Origin of the sequence: Chitinophaga fulva (assembly GCF_012927205.1) — a bacterium.
Taxonomy (GTDB): Bacteria; Bacteroidota; Bacteroidia; order Chitinophagales; family Chitinophagaceae; genus Chitinophaga; species Chitinophaga fulva.
The window spans coordinates 456,622-478,476 of the sequence record NZ_JABBGC010000002.1 but is presented as its reverse complement, the minus strand read 5'-3'; the positions used below and the strand labels follow the sequence as shown (position 1 = coordinate 478,476).

Sequence of the window (21,855 nt, the reverse complement as noted above, 5' to 3'; positions counted from 1 at the left end):
CAATTATAATTAACTTACGGCACAAGGCCCCCATTGAGGCCGGGATAGTATTTTTAGTATGATGCGCATTTTCCTTTTCCTGGCAGTGCTGGCATCACCTCTTCAGGTTTTTGCACAGGTAGCTCCCTCCAATTTTTCAAAGCTGGATATCTATTCCGGCTTATCGCATAACCAGGTGACAGCAATCCTCAAAGACACGGAAGGTTATCTCTGGTTTGGTACGGTATCGGGGCTTAACCGTTACGATGGCCACACCTGCAAGGTGCTCCGCAACCGGCAGAACGACAGTACCTCGCTGGCCGATAACTATGTACTTTCCCTGTATGAGCTTCCGGATGAAAAGATCTGGGTGGCCACGAAAGGTGGTCCATGTATTTATGATACCTATACCGAATGTTTCAGGGCTAACTATAACGACTATCTGAAATCACTTGGTCTGCCCGACGGCACCATATACAACATCACCAAAGGATATAACGGGAGATATTGGTTCCTGTATGAGAATGGCAGCTTGTTTCTCTATGCCAACAAACAGGCGAAAAAAATTACAATCAACCCGGCTAACAAGATCATCGCCATACGTGAGGCTGCTGCCGGCAAATTATGGGCCCTTCATCAGAACGGTGTCTTACAGGAATATGACATTTCCTCCGGTAAGACCATTTTCACCAGCACAGCGCTTCAACAGCAGACCCAGGGCCACCACCCTACCAGCCTTTTCATTGACAGCGACGGCGATGTATGGCTGTGGAGCTTTGCCTACGGCGCCTCCCTTTTTCATCCGCAGGAAAATTCCGTCAGGCTATTCAACGAAAGCTCCGCCCCGTCCAGGCTGCAGTCCAACCTCGTCAGCCAGATCGTACAGGACAACAACGGCATCATATGGATAGCAACTGACCATGGCGGCATCACGCTCATCGATAAAAAGAAGGGGTTTCGTACCAGTTGCCTGCTCAACGATCCCAAAAACCCTCAGAGCCTGAGCCAAAACAGCATCAATGCATTGTATAAAGATGATAGGGGCATCCTGTGGGCCGGCACCTACAAACAGGGTGTGAATTACCTCAACAGCAATATCCTGCGGTTCCCGCACTATCATCACCAGGAGTCAGATCCCAAAAGCCTTCCCTATGATGACGTGAACCGTTTTGTAGAAGATAAACAGGGCAACCTCTGGATAGGTACCAATGGCGGCGGACTTATATACTTCGACCGAAAAAATAATATCTTCCGGCAGTATCAGCACGACCCGAACAATCCCAACAGTATTAGCAACAATGTCATCGTCAGCCTTTGGCTCGATCAACAGAACATACTCTGGATAGGCACCTACTTCGGTGGACTCAATAGCTTCGATGGCAAAAAATTCACCCGCTACCGGCACAACGACCAGGACGCCTCGTCTTTAGCTGATGACAAGGTATGGGAGATCTTTGAAGATAAAGACCAACACCTATGGATAGGCACCTGGGGCTCCGGACTGGACTTGTTTGACCTCAATACAGGCCGCTTTCAGCATTTCTACCGCGAGAAATCCGGTAACCAGGCACCCAATTACATCTCCGCGCTGATGAACGACCGCAAAGGCCATTTATGGACAGGTACCACCAACGGGGTAATGGTTTTCTCCCGTGACCAAAAACTTGTCGCCACCTACCGCCACACCGCCGGCAGAAAAAGCCTGAGCAGTAATAATGTCATCTGTTTTCTGGAAGACAGTAAAGGCAGGATATGGGTAGGCACACACGAAGGACTTAACCTGTTAAATGAACATACAGGCGACTTTGAGCTGTTCACTATGGCTGACGGTCTTCCGGACAATATCATCCTCAATATACTGGAAGATGACAATCAAAGGCTATGGATTTCAACCCCTAGCGGGCTTTGCAGCGCCATGCCGCACCTGAAAGGCAACTGCGTGGTGCTTTCCATTGCTGGCTATGATGAGTCCAACAACCTTCAGAACCGCGAATTCAATGAAAACGCCGCGCTAAAAACCACTACCGGAGAACTGATCTTTGGCGGCCCTTCTGGTTTTAATATCATCAACACCGGCCAGACACAAAAAACGGCTGTTCATTCTAAACTGGTTTTCACCGGCCTACAAATACTGAACACCAATATCAAACCGGGCGAAACGGTCAACGGCCGTGTCGTGTTAGCGCAATCCCTGTCGAAGCTCAAAAGCATCAACCTCGAATACCGGGAGAACGTCTTCTCCATTGAGTTTGCGTCGCTCGACTATGGGCACAAAGCACATTACCGCTACGCCTATACGCTGGAAGGGTTCAACACAGACTGGCTGTATGCAGACGGCGACCAGCGCAAAGCCACCTATACCAACCTGGACCCGGGGAATTACACCTTTAAGGTCAAAGCACTCAATAGCGATGGTTCCTGGAGCGAACCGATATCATTGGAGATCCATGTGGAGCCACCTTTCTGGCGGACACCCCTCGCCTTTGTGATATACCTGCTGTCAGCAGCCGGTCTCCTCCTGCTGGCACGGCGCATTACGCTGGACAGGATACATATGCGGTATGAAGTGAAACAGCAGCGCCGAGAAACAGAAAGGGCCCAGGCCATAGAACAGGTCAAAACAAAATTCTTCACCAATGTCAGCCATGAATTACGCACCCCATTGAGCCTGATTATCTCCCCATTGGACACCATCATCAAAAATACCCACGATGAAGCGCAACAAAAGCAGTTAGGCCTGGTGCTCCGTAATGCCCAAAGGTTACTGAACCTCGTCAATCAGCTGCTCGATTTCAGGAAAATGGAAGTACAGGCCATCCGGCTGCATCTGGCCATGGGCGATATTGTACAGTTCATCCGGGATATCAGCCACTCCTTTACAGACATCGCGGAAAAGAAACAAATCACGTTTCACTTCTCCGCCGCTATTGACCACCTCGAAATATATTTTGATAAAGACAAGATTGAAAAGATCTTATTCAACCTGCTGTCCAACGCTTTCAAATATACGCCTGACAATGGTGCCGTAACCTTGCGGCTTTCCTGCGAACAACCTTCCGGGGATGACGATGATGCGACGCTCGTTATAGCAATACAGGATACCGGCATCGGCATTCCAGACAACCAGCAACAGAAAATATTTGAACGTTTCTTTCAGACAGATGTGCCGGCAGACATGGCCAATCAGGGCACCGGTATAGGACTGGCCATCACAAAGGAGTTCGTAAAACTTCACCATGGCGTGATCACAGTAAAAAGCGCTCCGGGCAATGGCACCTGCTTCACGGTACGGATTCCCGCAAAGAAGATCTACGACCCTGCCATGCGCAGCACCACGCCACTGGTAACGGAAGAAGACGCCTCCCAAATGCTGTCGGAAGAAACGCGAAAAAACGGTAAAATGAAAACCATCCTCGTGGTGGAAGACAATGAAGACCTGCGTTTCTACCTGAAAGATAACCTGAGAGTCCAGTACCATGTTGAAGAAGCCACCAATGGCAAAGAAGGCTGGGAAAAAGTGAAGCAATGTAACCCCGACCTGGTGATCAGTGATATCATGATGCCGCTGTCGGATGGTATCGATCTGGTTAGAAATATCAGAACAGAAACAGAGACCGCGCATGTCCCCGTTATCCTCCTCACCGCCGTAGGTGATGAAGGCAGGCAACTACAGGCTTTTTCAGCCGGTGCAAACGATTATATCACCAAGCCGTTTACTTTTGAGATACTGGATTCGAGAATTAAAAACCTGCTGGCGCAGCAGAAGTTGTTGCAGAAAAGATTCCAGAAGCAGATTGAAGTAAACCCGGCAGAAATAACGGTTACCTCCGTAGATGAGACGTTCCTCCAAAATGCGCTCGACATCATTGAAAAACAAATGGACAATCCTGATTTTTCCGTAGAAGATTTCAGCACAACAATGCACATGAACCGGGTAACGCTTTACCGGAAAATACTGGCGCTTACCGGCAAATCCCCGCTGGAGTTCATCCGCTCCATCCGGCTGAAACGCGCTGCACAGCTGCTGGAGAAAAGCGGTATGACCGTCGCGGAGATTGCCTATAAGGTGGGATTCAATAATCCCAAACAGTTCTCAAAGTTCTTTAAAGAAGAATTTAAAGTGCTCCCGTCACAATATGCCATGCGTAAAAAAGAAGCAGACAGTTAAACATGTCACCCAAAAAACTTCATCATAAAATTCAGTCAGGTTAGCACAAGCAAATTTTATTGTTTGGCAACATAGTTATATACCATCAGGGCCGGCCCATCGCACGATGTTCTCATCACACCCAGCTGCATGGATTTTTCAGTTAATGAAATCAATCGGATATTGCCCCATGCCGCCACGCAGGCGTCGCGGCTGGCATCGTGGATGGGCGTAGCATCCGTCATGGTGAGTTTTTTAGTATTGATATCCAGGTAATAAGTACCGTTTTCCGTGCCCCTGGAAGGAACCTGGGTATGTACCACTTTCACAAACGGGCCGCCTTTCAGACTAAACGTCATGGTACCATAGTCTCCGGCTGGCATCAGCCAGGCATTGTCGGCATATTTGGGCGCCCATGACCAGCAGTCGCCGCCAGTCTTCATACAATCGCCATTCCAGCCGTTGTCTGTGCCATAGAAGAAAAGCGGGCCGTCAAAAACAGTGGTGTTAATGTCCAGCACCCATGTTTTCTCCTGGCCAACACCGCCGGTCAACGCATTCCACAGCGGATCGTTGACATAATTCAAATTGTCGGCGGTGACATGAACGACGATGGAATCCAGTTGCACGACACCGCCGCCGGTCATTGCGGAACGCCTGACTACATAATCACCTTTGAAGGCGAAATGAATGGTGTCTGTCTGACGGCTGGACCTGCCGGTGCCGTAGTCCCACACCGGTATGATCTGGCTGGTATGATTGACCAGGTAAAGTGTATTACCTCCCGGATCTACGGTCAGATCTTGTTTCACTTCCATGTTAATGGCCGACTTATCGGACAGCGGCGGCAAACTATATTCCTTCTTCTTACAGGAAAGTATAGTGGATATAGCGATAAGCAGTAGCAATACCGCCGGCTTCATGTATGACAGCTTGTACATAATTGTATATTTTGTGAGGTGATCACCAGCCTGCATTTTGTTTCAACACACCATTTGACAGGGTCACCTGGGAATAGGGAATTTGTGACAGTCCTTTTGTTTCAGTGATTTTACCAGCCTGTATGGTCTTGGTTGTGTTCACATCGCCGTTTTTTACGGTCGTTGTTTCCGCAATGGCAGCTGCTGCCGCGGCGATACCCTGACGAAGCAGGTCCCAGTAACGAATACCTTCTCCGGCAAATTCCAATCTTCTTTCATTGATAATGTTGGCCTGGTTGACGGGCAACTGCACAAAACCATCGCCGAAAGCGCGTTTGCGTACATTGTCGAAATACTGCTGCGCATTGGGAGAACCCAGTTCTGCCGCCATCAGCAATACGTCCGCATAACGGATGGACACATAATCCTGGTATTGTCCGATCATAAAGTTGGTGCCGCCCATTTTCACCGCGAGGCTGTTGCCCGCGGCATCTACCAACGGGGTGTACTTTTTCATATAATAACCGGTATATTCCCTTTGATCTTTACTATTCGTGAAAGCCAGTCCTTCATCCGCAATGGATATCATAGTTGCCTTTCTCCTGGTATCGTTGGCTGCATAGGCATTCCACAGCCTTGCATTAACAGGGCTGCCGCCCCACCCCATACCATAAGGGAAAACACTCTGACCACGGAGCCCGTTCATCACCAGCCAGTAGTTGCCGTCGGCATTCCCGTTGTAATCACTGGTGTAAGTATATTTGATGGCAAATACGGTTTCCTTGTTATCCTCTCCTACATAATCATCGAGCGATGCCGCCGGCCACAGGCTGGCAAATTTTTCCACCAGCCCGAACCCTCCGTTGGTGATCACATTTTCGAGATAAGCCAATGCCTGTTGTTTGGATACGGCGCCTACGAGATCTGTCTTACCATAATAACCGGTATAATAGAGATACACCCGGCCAATCAGGGATTCCGCCGCCCATTTGGTCACCCGGCCATGGGTGGCGACAGGCTGACCCGGATAATTCACAGCAGGAAGATTGTTGGCAGCAAACACCAGGTCATCTGTAATGAGCTTGTATACGCTATCAGGACTGGCTTGCGGAACATTGTCTGTAGTAGGTTTGGAGAGCAGCGGAATATTGCCCCATAATCTCACCATATCAAAATACAGGTAAGCACGTATAAACCTCGCTTCGGATTCATATACCGGGCGCAAGTTCTCGCTACCTTTCCAGTCCACCTGGTCCAGGTGCGTCAGCAGCATATTGGCACGATAGATGGCTTTGTAATAAGCGCTCCAGTTGTCGCCGTACAGGCTCTGATCGGAAGGAGAACGGAGTTTATCAAATTCATCGATCATCTGGTAACCGAAGCCATCGGAGTTACCGGTACCGCCGAAAGCATTGTCAGATAATATTTCCGATGCTATGGGCAGCGAAACACCGCCGTTCCACACGGTTTGCAGTCCGTCGTATACGCCTACCAGCGCTTTAAAAGCATCGTTAGGCGTTTTATAGAAATTCTGCTCAGTTGCCGTGGTAACGTCTTCCGTATCGAGGAAACTTTTGCTGCAGGCTGCCAGTGACACCAGCACCAGGAGCAATATATATATGCGTAGCTTTTTCATCTTCTTGTTGATTTTGGTTAGAAGCGGAGATTAGCACCTATCATGACTGTTCTGGGCCTTGGATAATAACCGATATCGACGCCGGTGGAGAACCCTTCATTATAGCCAATTTCAGGGTCCATACCGTTGTATTTGGTAAAGGTGAAGGCGTTCAATACGGAAGCGTACACACGCAGTTTGCCCAGGTAGTTGCGGGACACCAGTCTGGAAAAATCATATCCCAGTGTGATAGTGTTGATACGCAGGAAGCTGCCGTCATGGATGTATAGGTCGGAAAACTGTGTCCAGTTCCGGTTGTCTTCCGTTACCCTGGGCATTTTGTTGGAAGAGCCGGGGCCATGCCAGCGATCGAGGATAGCAGTGGAATAGTTGCCCAGCGCACTGGACTGGTTTCTCCATGACTGCACGATTTTATTGCCTGCCACCCCGGACGCTTGCACCTGAAAATCAAATCCCTTATAATCCAGCGCTATGTTGAAACCAAAGGTGAAGTGAGGGTTCGGGTCACCGATCATGGTTTTGTCGTTAGCATCGATAACCCCGTCGCCGTTGAGATCAACGAAACGTACATCACCCGGCTTTGCATCCGGCTGGACCGGTGTGCCTGACTTGCCTTTATTGTCATTCACTTCCGCTTCCGTCTGGAAGATACCGGCGGTTTTCAATCCCCAGAAATAGCCAATGGGCAAACCATTCGCCGCCCTGTAGAATTCGAGGGCATTTTCATAGAGCGTATTGGTATTCCCGTGGATGATATGATCATTGGTGGGGATGTTGCCGATTTTGTTTTTATTGTAGGCGCCGTTGACACCGATGGTATAATTGAAAGATTTACCGATGCTGTTCTGGTAGGAAAGTCCCAGTTCAACACCGGTATTACTCACATCCCCGCCATTGATCAGCGGTGCATCAGCCCCGGCAGTGGCCAGTATCGGTGCACTGATCAGCCAGTCTTTTGTTTTTTTGATATAATAATCGAATGTCACGCTCAGGTTTTTCATCAGCGACGCGTCAAAACCGATATTGGTCTGTTCCGATGTCTCCCATTTCACGTTGGGATTGGCGAGCCTGCTGGGATAGGCACCCTGTGTATTGACACCTTCCACCGGCCCGAAGTTATAAGCCGCATTATTGAAAGCGATAGGCGACAGGTACTGATAGGCCGCTACATTCTGATTGCCCACCTGGCCCCAGCTGGCCCGCAGTTTGAAGAAGTCCAGCCAGTGGATACCCTCCATAAACCCTTCTTTGGAAACCACCCATCCTGCTGATACTGAAGGGAAATAACCCCAGCGGTTTTCAGGCGCGAAGCGGGAAGAGCCATCAGCACGGAATGTAAGGTTTAAGAGATATTTCTCCTGGTAGTTATACTGCAACCGGCCGAAGTAAGACGCCAATGCGTTGGTGAATGGACCGCCATTCAGGCTCATATACGGTGCTCCTCTCGTGACGTTCTGTGCCACGGAAAGATAGGCGTGCCACAAATCGGCAATGCGCAGGTCGCGGTTGTTGCCAGTCATGCTGACGCCGGTGGCTTTCAGCGCTGATGTACCTGCCATTACGCTGAAACTGTGGTTGTTGCCAAGCGTAAAATCATAGCTCAGGGAGTTGTCAAACTGTATGGTCTGACCACTGCCCATGGACTGTGTTACCCTGGAAGTATCGTTGAAGGCATAGATAGAAAGGTGGTATACCGGCGTGAGACCGTGGCTCTGATTGGCGTAGTAGTTCAATCCCAGGCTGGTGCGGAACTTCAGGCCTTTAATGGGTTCTGCCTGTAGGTACACATCACCGAAGAGGCCCTGGCTACTGTTGCGGCTCTGGCTGGAATAATACATCACCGCGTAGGGGTTGGATTCACCGTTGTTCCAGGCACGGTCGGGTTTTCCGGGATACCAGCCGGTTTTATCTGCGGCGAAGAAATTACCGTCGCTGTCATACATGGGCAGGAAAGGGCTGGTAGTGAATGCCGCACGCAGGGAGTTGTTGTACTGGTTCCCTACCCCGATGCCGTAAGTGTTCTGATAATTGAACGTCAGGTGTTCACCTGCTTTGATAATGTCTTTGTATAATTTATGTTCGGAATTGATACGGAAAGTGTAACGTTCCAGGTTGGAAATATTGGCACCGCCCACGATGCCGCCCTGGCTGGTATAACCTAACGACATCGAATATACGGAGCCGGCGCTGCCGCCCTGTATGCCGAGCACGTAGTTCTGGACAGGCACGTTCTTTTTGAACATCTCGTCCATCCAGCTGGTATTTACAGGCAGGTTGTCGATCACATCGTTGGTGAAATACGGCGCTTTGCCCGAATTGACGGCCGCCTCATTCATGATGACCGCATATTCCTTTGCATTAAGCAGTTTCGCTTTGCGGGCCACATTCTGGAGGCCATAAAAAACATCCAGCGTTACCTGCGCTTTCTGATTGGCCTTTCCCGTGCGTGTAGTAACGAGGATAACGCCGTTGGCCGCCTGTGAACCGTAGATAGCAGCGGAAGCAGCATCTTTCAGCACATCGATAGAAGCAATATCTGCGGGATTGAGATAACTAATGTCGCTGGTCTGTACGCCATCGACAATATACAACGGTGCAAAATTGCCCACGGTGCCTTTACCCCTGATGACCACGTTCATAGCGGAACCGGGTTGTCCGGAATAGCTGGTGAGCTGTACGCCGGGGGCCTGTCCCTGTAAGGCCTGTAAAGCGTTGGTGGTGCTTTGTTTCTGAAGGTCATCGCCTTTTACCTGCAGGTTGGCGCCGGTAACGAGTTTCTTCTTTTGCACACCATAACCGATCACTACAAAGTCTTCGATCTGGGTGACTGACTCCTGCAGTTGCACGTTTACTTCATTGCCGGCCACCTTTACTTCCTGTGGTACATAACCGACGGAAGTAACCACCAGCACGGCGCCGGGAGCTGCTTCAATCTTAAAAAATCCGCCATTATCTGTAGCGGTGCCTTTGGTGGTCCCTTTTATGGTAACGGATGCTCCGATCACCGAGGCGGCTGTTTTCCCGGAGGTGATCCGGCCCGTCACCTGGTGCGTTTGCGCAATAACGGAGTGACTTATCAATAATACGACAGTCAGCCATGCGTACAGCAACAACTGTCCTGTATTTTTTTTAGTTTTTTTCATAAAAGTCGGGCATTTGGATTTTGGTAGTTGATAAAACCTGCGCTTATATTTTGATGGTCATTTTTTTCCCTTCATAACGTATTTCCTGATCGGCTTTTTTGTCCGGGTCCAGTGGTTTGGGGGTGGCGGCACTCACCCGGACAACCCGAAATGTGCGTTGCTGCAACATCCCGTTGTATGTTCCCTTACGGTCGCCTATGGTGAGCGTCTTTGTGTTTTCATCATAATCAATTGGAATAACAGTAAACTGTCCTTTCTCGTAGTTGTAAGAACTGCCGTCATCTTCATACAACCGGAAGGTTCCGTTCTTACCGGTGTAGACGTACAGTGTGATCGTATCGGCAGGCTTTTCGGAAGTATATTGCAGTGCCGGGCCTAAAGGAATAATGGCGCCTTCCTTCACATACAGTGGTATACGGCCGAAAGGCGCATCAGCGGTGATCCTTTTACCGCCTGCATTCCAGGTACCGGTGTACAGGTCGTACCAGCCTTGTCCGGCAGGCAGGTACATTTCCCTGTTGCGTTGTTTGTACTGATAAACCGGGTTAACAAGCAAGGAGGGGCCAAACATAAACTGGTCTCCTATGTTCAGCACGGTGGTGTCCTTTGCGAAGTCCATGACCAGTCCGCGCATCACGGTATAATTTTCATGGTACGCAGCACCTGCCAGCGAATAGCTGTAAGGCAGCAGCCGGTACCGGAGTTTATCGTAATACAAAAAGCTTTCGTAAGCGGGGTGGTCCTCCGGTGCGGTGTTAAAGATTTCGCGGTAAGGGAACTGTCCATGTGAGCGGAACAGCGGCACAAATGCGCCGAACTGTGTCCAGCGGGTGCTCAGCTCCCGCCATTCTTCCAGGCTTTCCGCGTCCGGTTTTTCAAATTTAGCCGGCACCACAAATCCGCCGATGTCCATGGTCCAGTAAGGAAGACCGGACAGGGAGAAGTTGATACCAGCGGTGATCTGCATTTGCATGTCCCGCCAGGTGGCTCCGATGTCGCCGCTCCAAATCGCCGCCGCGTACCGCTGTGAACCGCCGAAGCCGGAACGTGTGAGCAGAAACACTCTTTTGTCGGGGTCTGTCTGCCGCTGTCCTTCATAAATGCCTTTGGCGTTTTGCAGCGGATAGGCGTTCACGTATTCGGCCGCCGGTCCCAGCGCGGTAGGCGTCATCTGTTGCTTACGTTTTTCCGGGCTCACGTTGGACAGCACGTCCGGCTCGCTGGCATCCATCCACCAGGCATCGATCCCTTTGGTATACAGCTTTCGGTTGATCAGGTCCCAAAAGCCTTTGCGGGCATCTTCATTAAAAGCATCGTAAAACGTAGAGACATAACCTTTACCAATCCAGTCGCGCTGTTCATCGGCTATATTTCTTTTATAGAGCCATCCTTTTTTGTTGAATTCATCGTACGTGGGAATGTCTTTATAAAACTTGGGCCACACCGATATCATGATCTGCGTGTGGTACTTTTTGTGTAATACATCGATCATGCTGTCGGGCGACGGAAACCTGGCGGCGTCAAACTCCTGGCTTCCCCAGGCAGTTTCTTTCCAGTAGCTCCAGTCAAGCACGATATTGTCCAGCGGTATTTTTCTCTTCCTGAACTGGTCCACCGTGGAGAGAAGCTCCTCCTGCGTTTTGTACCGCTCGCGGCTTTGCCAAAAGCCCATAGCCCATTTAGGAACGATCGGCGCTTTACCGGTAAGCTCCCGGTACCCGGCCACCACGTCATCCATGTTAGCACCATGTACAAAATAATAATCTACCTGATGACCTGCTTCTGAAGAAAAACCAAAACAACGCTGCTCCTCTTTGCTCAGTGGCGCCTGCCATTTCAGCGACAGATAGGACTCAGCGCTTTCGGGCGCCCATTCAATTCTGACAGGTACCTTTACGCCTTTTTCAAAGTTGACCGGCACCAATGCGGGCGCCGGGTTCCATGCCTTGCGCCAGTGGTCCAGTACCAGCTTTCCGTTGAGCCATACTTTCAGCGTGCCACCGAAGGTAAACCGCAGTTGATGCAGCCCCGAAACATGACTGGCGAGGCTTCCCTCCCACGATGCTATACCAGTGGCCGGTGTGAACCCTTGCGGAAGCATGACCTTTGAGTCTCCCAAAAACTCCATGTTGATAGCTGATTCTGCCCGCGTAACAGTAATCTCCTGCGGCTTACGGGCATCGTTGGCATAAGCGGCTGTCAGCCATCCTTCTTCTCCATTTTTGGAAAAAAGCTGTAAAGCAGACAGCGGATGCAGCGGCCGCACATCACCAGCAGTCGTCAGCGAGTAGTTGTCCCAGAGGATACCATAATTTTTACTGGAGACCAGGAATGGAATGCCCACTTCGGTATTGTTCTGGAAAAAAGAGACCTGCTGTCCCTTGTAATTATACACCCCGTCCTGGTGCTGTCCGAGACCATACCAGCCATCGTCCCCGGTGCCTTCAAACTGTTGGGTAAGATGATAATACTGCCGGCCCTCAAATACGGCAGGTCCGAAAGTCCGTCCGCCGGGAGTTTTCTCTTCCAATATTTTTTTGCCTTTGACATCCAGGAAAGAAACAGCGCCTGTTTTTAACCGGACCATCACCGTTAACTTTTGGGTTTTCAGCGTAACAGCTTCATTGGAAGCAGCCAGCTTCCATTCAGGTACCGGCCTGTTAGTGTTGACCGTCATCAGGCTTTGCACTGGCGCCAGTTCTTTTCCTGGCGCGGCCACCACCCTGATAATATCATCGGTGACCACGTACAGCCGGACAATGTTGGAGGTACCGGTTAAAGAGGGGTCTGTATAAACAATGACCCCATCTTTGGTTTGTAAATAAAACGGCGTGCCTGCCAGAGAAACGTGGTAAACAAGCATAAGCAAAAGCCAAGCGACAGTTATCGTCCTTTTCATAACGTGGTGAAAGTCTTACGTGGAATAATGCCGTAAAGTTGGTTAATGTCAGGGAATGTGAGGGATAGCGGATGTTACATTTTAGGGTATCAAATGTTGCAATCCGCTGAGTACCAGGGCTACGACGTTATACACGGAGATTCTGCAGCATAAAAAAAGGCTGACCAAAGAGGTCAGCCTTGTGATTGTTTCCGTTAAATGGTATTTAACGGGTTATTGAAGGACGGGCACAATCGTGGCGGCGAAACCTCCGGAGCGGAGCAGTTTCACTTCCAGGATGCTGCTTTTATCAATTACGTTGTATTGGGTGGTAAGCGCTTTATCGTGGATGCCATCTGCTATTAATGTCAGCTTGTACTTTGTATTTTCTTTCAGGAAGTTGAACCTGATCGTTTTCTTTTTCGCCCATTGCCCTGCACTGATTCCTCCGATATACCAGGTATCCGCCTTACGCCGGGCGATGATCACGTCCTGCCCTGGGTATCCGTCTAGCAGTTTAGTGTCGTCCCAGGCAGCGGGCACCGTTTTTAAAAAGGATTGGGCCGCGCCAGGCAAATCCTGGTAGCCTTCCGGCCTGTCGGCCATATGCTGTATACCGGATTCAAACAATACGCTTAAGGCCAGCTCATGCCCGTATGAGGTGATATGAGGGAATTGTGAATTGGTGAAGGTAACCGGCGTATAGTCCATGGCACCCACCACATTTCTGGTAAAGGGAAGGACCGTATTATGTTCAGGCGCCACCGGGGTCAATTCAGGACTGTTGTTGTACCACTCTGCGCCACGTACCGCTTCGTAAGTCATGAGGTTGGGGTATGTCCTTGCCCAGCCACGCGGAACAATGCAACCATGAAAATATACCATCATTTCAGCGCGGGCGGCATCCTCCAGGATATCCAGGTAGTATTTGATCATATCCTGTTTTTCGCTTTCGAAAAAGTCGATTTTAACGCCCGCCACGCCCAGCTGTTTTAATTTAGCAAATTCCGCTACCCTGCTTTCATGGGTCAGCATCCGGTCGCGCGGCGTGGCGGAAACATCGGTATGCGGCCCGCCGGAATTATACCACATCAGCGGTTTCACTCCTTTTGACAAGGCGTATTTGACAGCATCTTCCAGATTACCACCGTTGCCCATGGCATCCCATTCCCAATCGAACAATGTATAAGGCCAGTTCATTTCAGCAGCAAGGTCTGTGAAGTGGTTGACAATTTTATAGTCTTGGGTGCCGTGGTTGTTTGACCAGTAGTTCCACGATGCTAAACCTGGTTTTATCCAGCCTGTATTTTGGATGACGGAGGGAGATGACACGTCATCCACAAGGGTGGATTCCACGATATCGGGAAGGTCACCCATCATGATCACCCGCCAGGGCGATTTCCATGGCAATGTGATCACCGGTGCAGCAGCCCCTATCCCTTTGCCGTCCTGCAGATCAGGGAAAGTGATTTTGTATCCGGAGGAGTCAGCCGTGTTACTGAGCTTACTGCCGCAGTAGTTGCGGTCTACATCTGCTTCATGCAGCAGGAACCAGCAGGATTTATCTTCCGGCTGGAAAAGCGCCGGGTAGCACCATTCCTGTTTAAGTACCTTGTCATCTTTCATGGCGGTATAAAAGCCTTCGTTGGCCGTGTTCCATTTTTCCATCCAGCGCTTTGTTGCTGATGGAATAGAATAGGTGGTCAATTCGTCTTTTACCGTAAATGTTCCTTTCTTTTCCGGGAATTCGTAGCGGAAGGCGATACCATCATTATATACCCGGATGATCACATTCAATTTTTCCTTCGCAGGATTTTCAAAGGCGGCGGCCACTTCGGTGGCCTGGTTGGTGCAAACCGACTTCTTTCCATGCAACGCGGTATATTTTTCATTGATCAGCAGTGGCATTCCTGTCTTCAGGAGTTTTAGATGCTTTGAGAAATCCTGGTCGTTGCGGACCAGGCCCAGACCAATATGAGGAATGACCACCGATGATTTTCCGTTGGTATTATAAACGGCATTGATGTACCATTCACTACCGTCTGCCGTTTGTTTGGAATAAAGCGCCACGGTTATTTTCCGGTTGGGCGCTTGTATGGTCAATTGCTGCGCATACAACATCCCCGTACTGGTGATGAAGCCCAGCAATAGTAGTGTCCATCTTTTCATTTCAACGGTATTATCTGATTTTTAAAACTGGCTGCATAAGGGAAATGCAGGTTTGTTTTCCGGTAGCAAGTGGTTAAAAAATTTTCTGCAACAGCGTCGCCAGCCTGTAACACCATTCAAGGACCGCTGTTGCAGAAAAATAACCTGTGCATAACGTGGAATTCTATCTGTCTGCAAGAAAACAAAAAAATGTCAATTTTACAATTATTTTTCAGCATTAAAACGGCAGCAGTCATAACGCAGTGTATACCAGTCATGGCAAGCAATTTAACAAACTGGATAAGCAAAACAAATTTCTATTCGCTATCATAAAATAATTTGTCAATTAAACAGTTATTTATTTTTATTTTTAATAAACCTAATCTGTTATCTATGAAATCGGACTTCATCAGCCGGCGAAATTTCCTCGCCCAATCCGGCATGACTGCAGCGGCAGCCCTCATTTCCTCTTCTGCCTTTGCTGCATTGGCCAAACCCCGGTTTAAAATGGGCCTGCAACTGTATACCATCCGCGAAGCCATGGAAAAAGACGTTGCCGGTACGCTTAAAAGAGTAGCGGGCCTGGGATACCAGGATGTGGAAACATATGGATTCGACCCTGCGCAGATCGGTTACTATGGCCGTAGTGCGAAAGACTTTAACCAACTATTGAAGGACAACGGATTAACCACCGCCAGCGGTCACTATGATCTGTTTAAATACCTGAACACGCCAGAAACAGAACTCCTCTCCTATGTTGATCAATGCATTGAAGGTGCCAGGCAGCTGGACCAAAAATATATCACCTGGCCCTGGCTGGCACCGGAAGACAGGAACATTGACAAGTTTAAACTACTGGCATCCAGGCTAAACACCATTGGAGCACGGGTAAAGAAAGCTGGTCTTGGGTTTGCCTATCACAATCATGATTTTGAGTTTATTGACCATGGCGGCATCAACGGCTACCAAATCATCATGCGGGAAACAGATCCTGATCTGGTGAAATTACAAATGGACATGTACTGGATAGTGCGCGCCGCGAAAAAACAGCCTGTTGATTTTTTCAAACAACAGCCGGGTCGTTTTGTGATGTGGCATATTAAAGACATGGACCTTAAAACGGAGGACTATACTGAATTAGGGAGGGGCACTATTGACTATACGAAAATCCTGCCGGACTTCAGTATGGCAGGCATGCAATATTATTTCCTGGAACAGGGCGGCAACTTCCGCACCGGCGACGCCATGGACAGTATCACCGAAAACGCTCATTTCTTTAAGCGCAAACTCCGAAAGTTCTTGTAACTAAGCAACGTTTCCGGTACCACGGGTACCGGAAACGCTTTTTAAATCTTATATAACACCCCGGTAAAAGCGATCATGATCAGGAAGGTAACGACACTTCCCACCAGACAAATACCGAGCGTTTCATTTTTATACCTGCGCAGCAGGTGCTGGTCCGGTCGCTGCTCCATTCTTTTGATATAATGCGCCGCAGCGATATGCGCAAACACCGCTACCAGCGACAAAGTATAATAAGGGATGAAAAACAATTTCTCCGGATAATGATTGGCCACGCCGGCCGCAAAGTAAAAATCGGTGTTCATCTTCCACTGTAATCGCCCCCGCAATACGGCCTGTACGTGATATATCATAAAAAAGGATAAGTACAAACCGCTTAATACCTGAACCACCACATAAAAAGGCTGGCGAACAAATCCCTTTCTGACCACAAAGCTTACTCCGCTGACCACCTGGAAACCTACGCAGAACAGCAACACAAGCTCTACCAGCCAAAACCGGTATATATGTCTTAGTATATTCATGACCGTAATATGCCATTGCGGTCCGCCCAGCGCAAACAGATGATTACCTATATGCAATAACAGAAAAGAGGCGAGAACAATACCGGAGGTATGGTGCAGCCGTTTCAGGGATAGTGACATAACGTGAACGGGTATAGGTTGAATAACCTAGCTGACTAACGCGCGGACGCAGATTTTTCACCTGCACACCCGGTACGAAATTCAGGAAAGAATGTAGGTTAACGTTGTACATTTTCTTATCCACCTTATAATAAAACGCATCAAATATCAATTCAGGATAATGAAAATGTGTAATTGCTCCATATAGATGCCATATAGATGGGGCCGTAGGCAATTGAGCTGACATGGACAGTCCTGTAAAAAGCAGCACCAACAGTTGCACCGCTATGCGCATGCAACAGGGAACGTAGCGTGTAACATTTGTACGTGGCATAATAAAATGGTTAAAGTTTGAGGATATTGTTCAACAGGTTATTCTTTCCAGACAAGTACGCCGCCTGGTTTTATAGTCTTTTCTCCGATCAATATTTTTGCAGGTGAGCTGATGTTCATGGTATAATCATCAGAAGAATAGTTCACTGCCACGTAAAAACCATCCCGCCAATAGGCAAACACACCCGGCGGGTAATTTTCCGTAGTGGCCCCTGCTGCTGTGTAGACATCCCGTAATACGTCCGTTTCCAGTTTGGCGTCGTCGGTGTCTACGCCGATGTAGGTAACGGTGCCTTTACCGAGCTGACGTTTTACCACGGCGGCAGCGCCTTTATAAAACTGATCATTGTAGACAGCCATTACCGCTGTGTTTTTATCCGGCTGTAGCAGGTCGCCCCAGTTATTCCAGTTGTAGTGGCCAGACTTCGTTTGTACGTCTCCGTAATATTGGTCCGGCAGCATATCGAAGGTGTTAATGCGGGCGCCTATCAAGGTTGATAATGGCGCAGCCCAACCGGCTTCCCACAGGTAGCCCGCACGGTTTTTAGCTGCTGTGCGGCAGGTAATGATCAGATGCCCGCCGTTGGCAGCGTATTCCTGCCATTTTTTTATCAGCCCGCTGTCCACCAGTTCATAAGCAGGTACGATCACAAATTTGTATTTCGATAGATCAGCTGTTTCCGAAACCACATCTGCCTGGGCGCCGAAAGATTTGGCTATCTGGAGGAATTTGACAGGATAATTCCAGGAATCCCACTGTCTGGTTTGCCGCTGCTGATCGAAAGACCAGTAGTTCTCCAGATTCCACAGGATAGCGGTGGAACGCTTCGCCAGTTTTTCAGGTAGTGACGCTTCAACATCAGCCTCCTTCCGCAGTGCATTCATTTCCTTCATGAACTGCATATAGTCATATCCGCCCGGCGACGGCGTTACGCCGTCCGTTAGCATAATACCGGAATGATACTGTTCCGCGCTATAGCTGATCTGGCGGAAACGATAAGAGCAGGCCAGCTTTCCACCGGCGGCAAAAATGTGGTACAGCCACATACGTACGGTACCTGGCAACGGTAACGGTGTAAAGTTGCCCCAGTTCACCGTTCCCGGCTGTATTTCCATAGCGCCGCTGACGCCGCCCACTGATTTGTAATATTCTGCAGCAAAGAGGATCACGTTGCTATTGCCCAATCGGAATCCCTGTTTGCCGATGTTATAAGTTCCCCCATTCGGATAGGCAGTGTACGTAGCGAAATCCAGCTGCTTTGTGCGCCGCGGGTCAGCGCCGGGAGATACCGCCGTATAATTGGTGGTAATAAACTGATGTTGTGAAATATTCTTCCGTAAGGTATTGGCCTGAAAGTCGAGGAATTCCGCCTGCGCATCTGCCAGATAGCGTTTGAAATCGAGCACGGCGTGCGGGTTGCTGCCCCACCAGCCAACAAGGTCCACATTCGGAAGGATAATCTGATCAAAGTTGTTATACCACTGGCTCCAGAAAGCGGTACCCCATACGGCGTTCAACGTATCGATAGAATGGTATTTATTTTTCAGCCATTGCCGGAATGCCTCCTGTGAAGAAGGACTGAAATCGGGCTTCGCGTCCGGTTCATTACCCAGCTGCCAGCCGATGATATTTTCGTTTTTCCCATAACGTTGCGCCATTTTAGTCACGATGGTTTCCACAAAGCGGCGGTATACCAGGTTCACAACCGATCCCAGACCTCGGGTACCGTGTTCGCCACGGATATACTGGCTGTTCACCAGGAAAGTTTCCGGGTACTGATGGCGCATCCACGCCGGCGTAGTGGCGGAGGGTGTGCACATCACCACTTTCAGATGATACTTTGAACAGAGGTCCATTATTTTGTTCAGCCAGGCAAAGTCAAACTTGCCTTCCTCCGGTTCCATCTTAAACCATGCAAATTCCGCAAGGTGCACAAACTCGAAGCCCATCTCCGAAATCCTTTTGATATCGCGCTCCCAGAGGTTCGGGTCCCAGTGTTCGGGATAATAATAAATACCCGTTGTGATCAGGCGCTTAGCCGGAAAAAAGGGATGGTCCTGTTGTGAGAATGCCTGCGATACGGTTAGCGTCGCCAATAGCCATAACAGCAAAATACTTTTCTTCATTTACCAGATTTTATAATTAAACTCTAAATACCCTAAAGCAACCGGATGGAAATCCGATTGCATGAATGTTCGAGAATCAGGGGTATTAGTGGTTGTGCAATTTTTCTGATAAATGACGACAGTATAAATAGTATATCCGGTAGTGATAATGCTTTCAATAGTGCAATAAATTGCCTTAGGCCTTTGCGACCGCGGAACAGTTGAAGTTTCATATACGTGGATTAGGTATTGTAAAAATAGGGCGCTATATCCGTATTGATGGTCCCCTATTGTTTCAATCAGCGGGTTGATTTGTTACAAATACCTGATTTCCGCTGGCCGTTCCCGCCTATCCCCGCCTCATTGTTATTAAATTAATTCCGCTGCATGCATTTCAAAATAATGTGCCTCTTCCGGGCAGCTTCACGGAAGGCTTCCCTAATCGAGACTGATCATTGCCTTTACAATGTTCGCATCGGCAATCAGGGCAGGGAATTCCTCCACTATATCGTTAAAGTGTATATGGTGGGTGATGTATTTTTCAGGAGTGATCCTGCCGGCACGGATATGTTCCAGTACCCAATCGAAATCTTTCCGGGTAGCGTTGCGGCTGCTGAGCAGTGTCCCTTCGCGTTTATGGAATTCCGGGTGATTAAAAGTGATGTCACCCTTTTGCAGTCCCACCAACACGTACCGGCCTGCGTGCGACATGAACCGAAAGGCATTGTTGATAGCATCCAGGTTGCCGGTAGCATCTATTACGACGGTGGGCATATCGCCATCTGTGGCATCTCTTAGCCGCTCTTCCAGGTGCTCGTCCAGCGCGTTGAAGGTCGCTTTTACCCCTTCTATCTTTTTCGCCCAGGCCAGCCGGTTATCATTCACGTCGATAGCCAGCACATCAGCCCCTGCAATAGCCGCCATTTCCATTGTTGCCAGCCCGATGGGCCCTGCTCCTACCACCAGCACATTTTCCTGTGACAATACTGCAGCCCGTCTAACACCATGCGCCGCAATAGCAAAAGGCTCCACCAATGCCAGCCGGTCAGGGTCCAGTCCTTCGGCAGACAGTAGCAGGCGTGACGGCACCATCAGTAAATCAGCCATTCCGCCGTCAATATGCACACCAATCACCTGCATATGCTGACAGCAGTTGGTATGTCCACTGCGGCAGGCGATACACCTACCACAGTGCTGATAGGGAATAATGGTGACCATATCCCCTTTGCGCAGGCGCGGCGCATCGCCTTCCACAAATTCGGCCGCCAGCTCATGCCCCAGCACACGGGGATAGCTAAAATAGGGCTGTGTGCCTCCGAAAGCATGGATATCGGTACCGCATATCCCGATACGCCGGATTTTTATGATGGAATAACCGGGTAAACATACCGGCTCCGGAACATCACGGTATTCCAACTTCCCCGGCTTAATACATGAAATTATCCGCATGGACCTCTGTTTAAAAAGCGACATTGTTCCGGGACGGTAGTTGTCGGCATAGATGACTAAAGACATCAGACGAAGACCTACAGGTCAGTCCCTTATTGAAAAATACCGTTTATATTTCTCCCAAAAATACCTATCGTATTACTTTCAGACTTTACTTATATCGATAAAAAATTGTACTTTATCGACATTTCTTATTTTCAGATTTAACGATATGAGCAGAGAACAGGCACCCCCCAACTTCATATTGCTAAACATCGGCCATGCCGTACACCATGCCGACTGGAACTGGCGGAAAGTCTGCAGCCCTTTTATCAGGGTGCACTTTGTAGAAAGCGGTACTGCCAGGCTTATCCGCGAGGATAAAACCTATGACCTGAAAAAGAACCATCTGTACCTTACGCCGGCCTATACCAGTCACGGGTACAAATGCGAAGGACATTTGTCTTTGTATTACATCCACATTTATGAAGAACAGGGTAATCACTCCAGCCTCTTTGATCTGATAGATGTTCCTGTAGAGATAAAAGCCGACCCATTGACCATACAGCTGATCAAACGCCTTGCCTGCATTCATCCTGAGCGGAAACTGCCGCATTTCGATCCCTGGTCTTATGACAACCTTCCCACGCTTGTCCGGAACATAGCCCGCCAAAATGCGGCGCCCCTGGGCTACGAAATGGAGACACAGGGCATCATCAGGCAGATCATATCCAGGTTCCTGATGCAGGCTACTGATAAGAACCTGCATATTGACAAGCGTATCCAGCAATCACTGCATTACATACGCACCCATCTGCACAAGCCTATCAGCGTGGATGCCCTGGCAGAGAACAGCTTCCTTACCAAAGACCATTTTATCCGGCTATTCAAAAGAGATATGGGCTGCACACCGGGAAAATATATTAACGGGCAGAAAATAGAAAAGGCACAACGGATAATGATGACCCGCGACATAGCGATCAAAGACCTGGCTTACGGCCTTGGATTTGAGAACGACGCGTATTTCAACCGTTTCTTTAAAAAACAAACCGGGGAAAATCCAGGAAATTATAAAAAGAGGATCCGGCTTCTTGCAGTAAGCGATGCCCCGAAATGAAAACAGGCATAAGGCAGGATAATACCGTCGTTATATAAAACGCCAAACACAGCATTCCTGCTGTGTTTGGCGTTTTAGCGACAGACATGTTATAT

General features: G+C 49.1%; 11 protein-coding genes. 3 read left to right on the top strand and 8 right to left on the bottom strand.

Going from position 1 to position 21,855, the window contains the following annotated elements; translation table 11 throughout:
• Positions 1–58 precede the first annotated feature (58 nt).
• Positions 59–4,147, top strand: coding sequence for a hybrid sensor histidine kinase/response regulator transcription factor (locus HHL17_RS18365; RefSeq protein ID WP_169226274.1), 4,089 nt, complete (start codon positions 59–61; stop codon positions 4,145–4,147).
• Positions 4,148–4,203: 56 nt separating this feature from the next.
• Here the strand turns inward: HHL17_RS18365 and HHL17_RS18360 are convergent, their stop codons facing one another.
• The 5 genes from HHL17_RS18360 to HHL17_RS18340 all read right to left on the bottom strand — a co-directional run bounded on the left by HHL17_RS18360 (position 4,204) and on the right by HHL17_RS18340 (position 14,872).
• Positions 4,204–5,067: a hypothetical protein gene (locus HHL17_RS18360; RefSeq protein ID WP_169226273.1), complete on the bottom strand. Its 864-nt coding sequence runs from the start codon at positions 5,065–5,067 to the stop codon at positions 4,204–4,206.
• A gap of 22 nt (positions 5,068–5,089) precedes the next feature.
• A complete protein-coding gene (locus tag HHL17_RS18355; RefSeq protein ID WP_169226272.1) occupies positions 5,090–6,682 on the bottom strand; it encodes a RagB/SusD family nutrient uptake outer membrane protein in 1,593 nt (530 codons plus the stop codon).
• A gap of 17 nt (positions 6,683–6,699) precedes the next feature.
• The gene (locus HHL17_RS18350) at positions 6,700–9,825 is read right to left on the bottom strand and encodes a SusC/RagA family TonB-linked outer membrane protein (protein ID WP_169226271.1); all 3,126 of its coding nucleotides are present in this window, start codon (positions 9,823–9,825) and stop codon (positions 6,700–6,702) included.
• Between the two features lie 43 nt (positions 9,826–9,868).
• Positions 9,869–12,688 (bottom strand): TIM-barrel domain-containing protein, encoded by a 2,820-nt coding sequence (locus HHL17_RS18345; RefSeq protein ID WP_240975944.1) that lies wholly within the window; start codon positions 12,686–12,688, stop codon positions 9,869–9,871.
• 249 nt (positions 12,689–12,937) lie between these two features.
• Positions 12,938–14,872 carry a glycoside hydrolase family 97 protein gene (locus HHL17_RS18340; RefSeq protein WP_169226269.1) on the bottom strand — a complete coding sequence of 645 codons (1,935 nt, stop codon included), beginning with the start codon at positions 14,870–14,872 and terminating at the stop codon, positions 12,938–12,940.
• Between the two features lie 372 nt (positions 14,873–15,244).
• Here HHL17_RS18340 and HHL17_RS18335 point away from each other — a divergent pair, with 372 nt between their 5' ends.
• The gene (locus HHL17_RS18335) at positions 15,245–16,156 is read left to right on the top strand and encodes a sugar phosphate isomerase/epimerase family protein (protein ID WP_169226268.1); all 912 of its coding nucleotides are present in this window, start codon (positions 15,245–15,247) and stop codon (positions 16,154–16,156) included.
• A gap of 41 nt (positions 16,157–16,197) precedes the next feature.
• Here HHL17_RS18335 and HHL17_RS18330 read toward each other — a convergent pair whose 3' ends face one another.
• The 3 genes from HHL17_RS18330 to HHL17_RS18320 all read right to left on the bottom strand — a co-directional run bounded on the left by HHL17_RS18330 (position 16,198) and on the right by HHL17_RS18320 (position 20,664).
• Positions 16,198–16,797, bottom strand: coding sequence for a hypothetical protein (locus tag HHL17_RS18330; RefSeq protein WP_169226267.1), 600 nt, complete (start codon positions 16,795–16,797; stop codon positions 16,198–16,200).
• A gap of 351 nt (positions 16,798–17,148) precedes the next feature.
• Entirely contained in the window at positions 17,149–19,236 is a 2,088-nt protein-coding gene (locus HHL17_RS18325; protein WP_169226266.1) for a beta-galactosidase, read from the bottom strand.
• Between the two features lie 417 nt (positions 19,237–19,653).
• Positions 19,654–20,664, bottom strand: coding sequence for a zinc-binding alcohol dehydrogenase family protein (locus HHL17_RS18320; protein WP_169226265.1), 1,011 nt, complete (start codon positions 20,662–20,664; stop codon positions 19,654–19,656).
• Between the two features lie 211 nt (positions 20,665–20,875).
• On the opposite strand from HHL17_RS18320, the gene HHL17_RS18315 reads away from it, so the two are divergent.
• On the top strand, positions 20,876–21,760 hold the full coding sequence (locus HHL17_RS18315; protein ID WP_169226264.1) for an AraC family transcriptional regulator: 885 nt from the start codon (positions 20,876–20,878) through the stop codon (positions 21,758–21,760).
• Positions 21,761–21,855 lie beyond the last annotated feature (95 nt).

Coding starts and splice junctions, on each gene's coding strand:
- HHL17_RS18320 (WP_169226265.1), bottom strand. CDS start 20,664: ATGCGGATAATTTCATGTATTAAGCCGGGGAAGTTGGAATACCGTGAT.
- HHL17_RS18335 (WP_169226268.1), top strand. CDS start 15,245: ATGAAATCGGACTTCATCAGCCGGCGAAATTTCCTCGCCCAATCCGGC.
- HHL17_RS18365 (WP_169226274.1), top strand. CDS start 59: ATGATGCGCATTTTCCTTTTCCTGGCAGTGCTGGCATCACCTCTTCAG.
- HHL17_RS18340 (WP_169226269.1), bottom strand. CDS start 14,872: ATGAAAAGATGGACACTACTATTGCTGGGCTTCATCACCAGTACGGGG.
- HHL17_RS18360 (WP_169226273.1), bottom strand. CDS start 5,067: ATGTACAAGCTGTCATACATGAAGCCGGCGGTATTGCTACTGCTTATC.
- HHL17_RS18350 (WP_169226271.1), bottom strand. CDS start 9,825: ATGAAAAAAACTAAAAAAAATACAGGACAGTTGTTGCTGTACGCATGG.
- HHL17_RS18330 (WP_169226267.1), bottom strand. CDS start 16,797: ATGTCACTATCCCTGAAACGGCTGCACCATACCTCCGGTATTGTTCTC.
- HHL17_RS18345 (WP_240975944.1), bottom strand. CDS start 12,688: ATGCTTGTTTACCACGTTTCTCTGGCAGGCACGCCGTTTTATTTACAA.
- HHL17_RS18315 (WP_169226264.1), top strand. CDS start 20,876: ATGAGCAGAGAACAGGCACCCCCCAACTTCATATTGCTAAACATCGGC.
- HHL17_RS18355 (WP_169226272.1), bottom strand. CDS start 6,682: ATGAAAAAGCTACGCATATATATATTGCTCCTGGTGCTGGTGTCACTG.
- HHL17_RS18325 (WP_169226266.1), bottom strand. CDS start 19,236: ATGAAGAAAAGTATTTTGCTGTTATGGCTATTGGCGACGCTAACCGTA.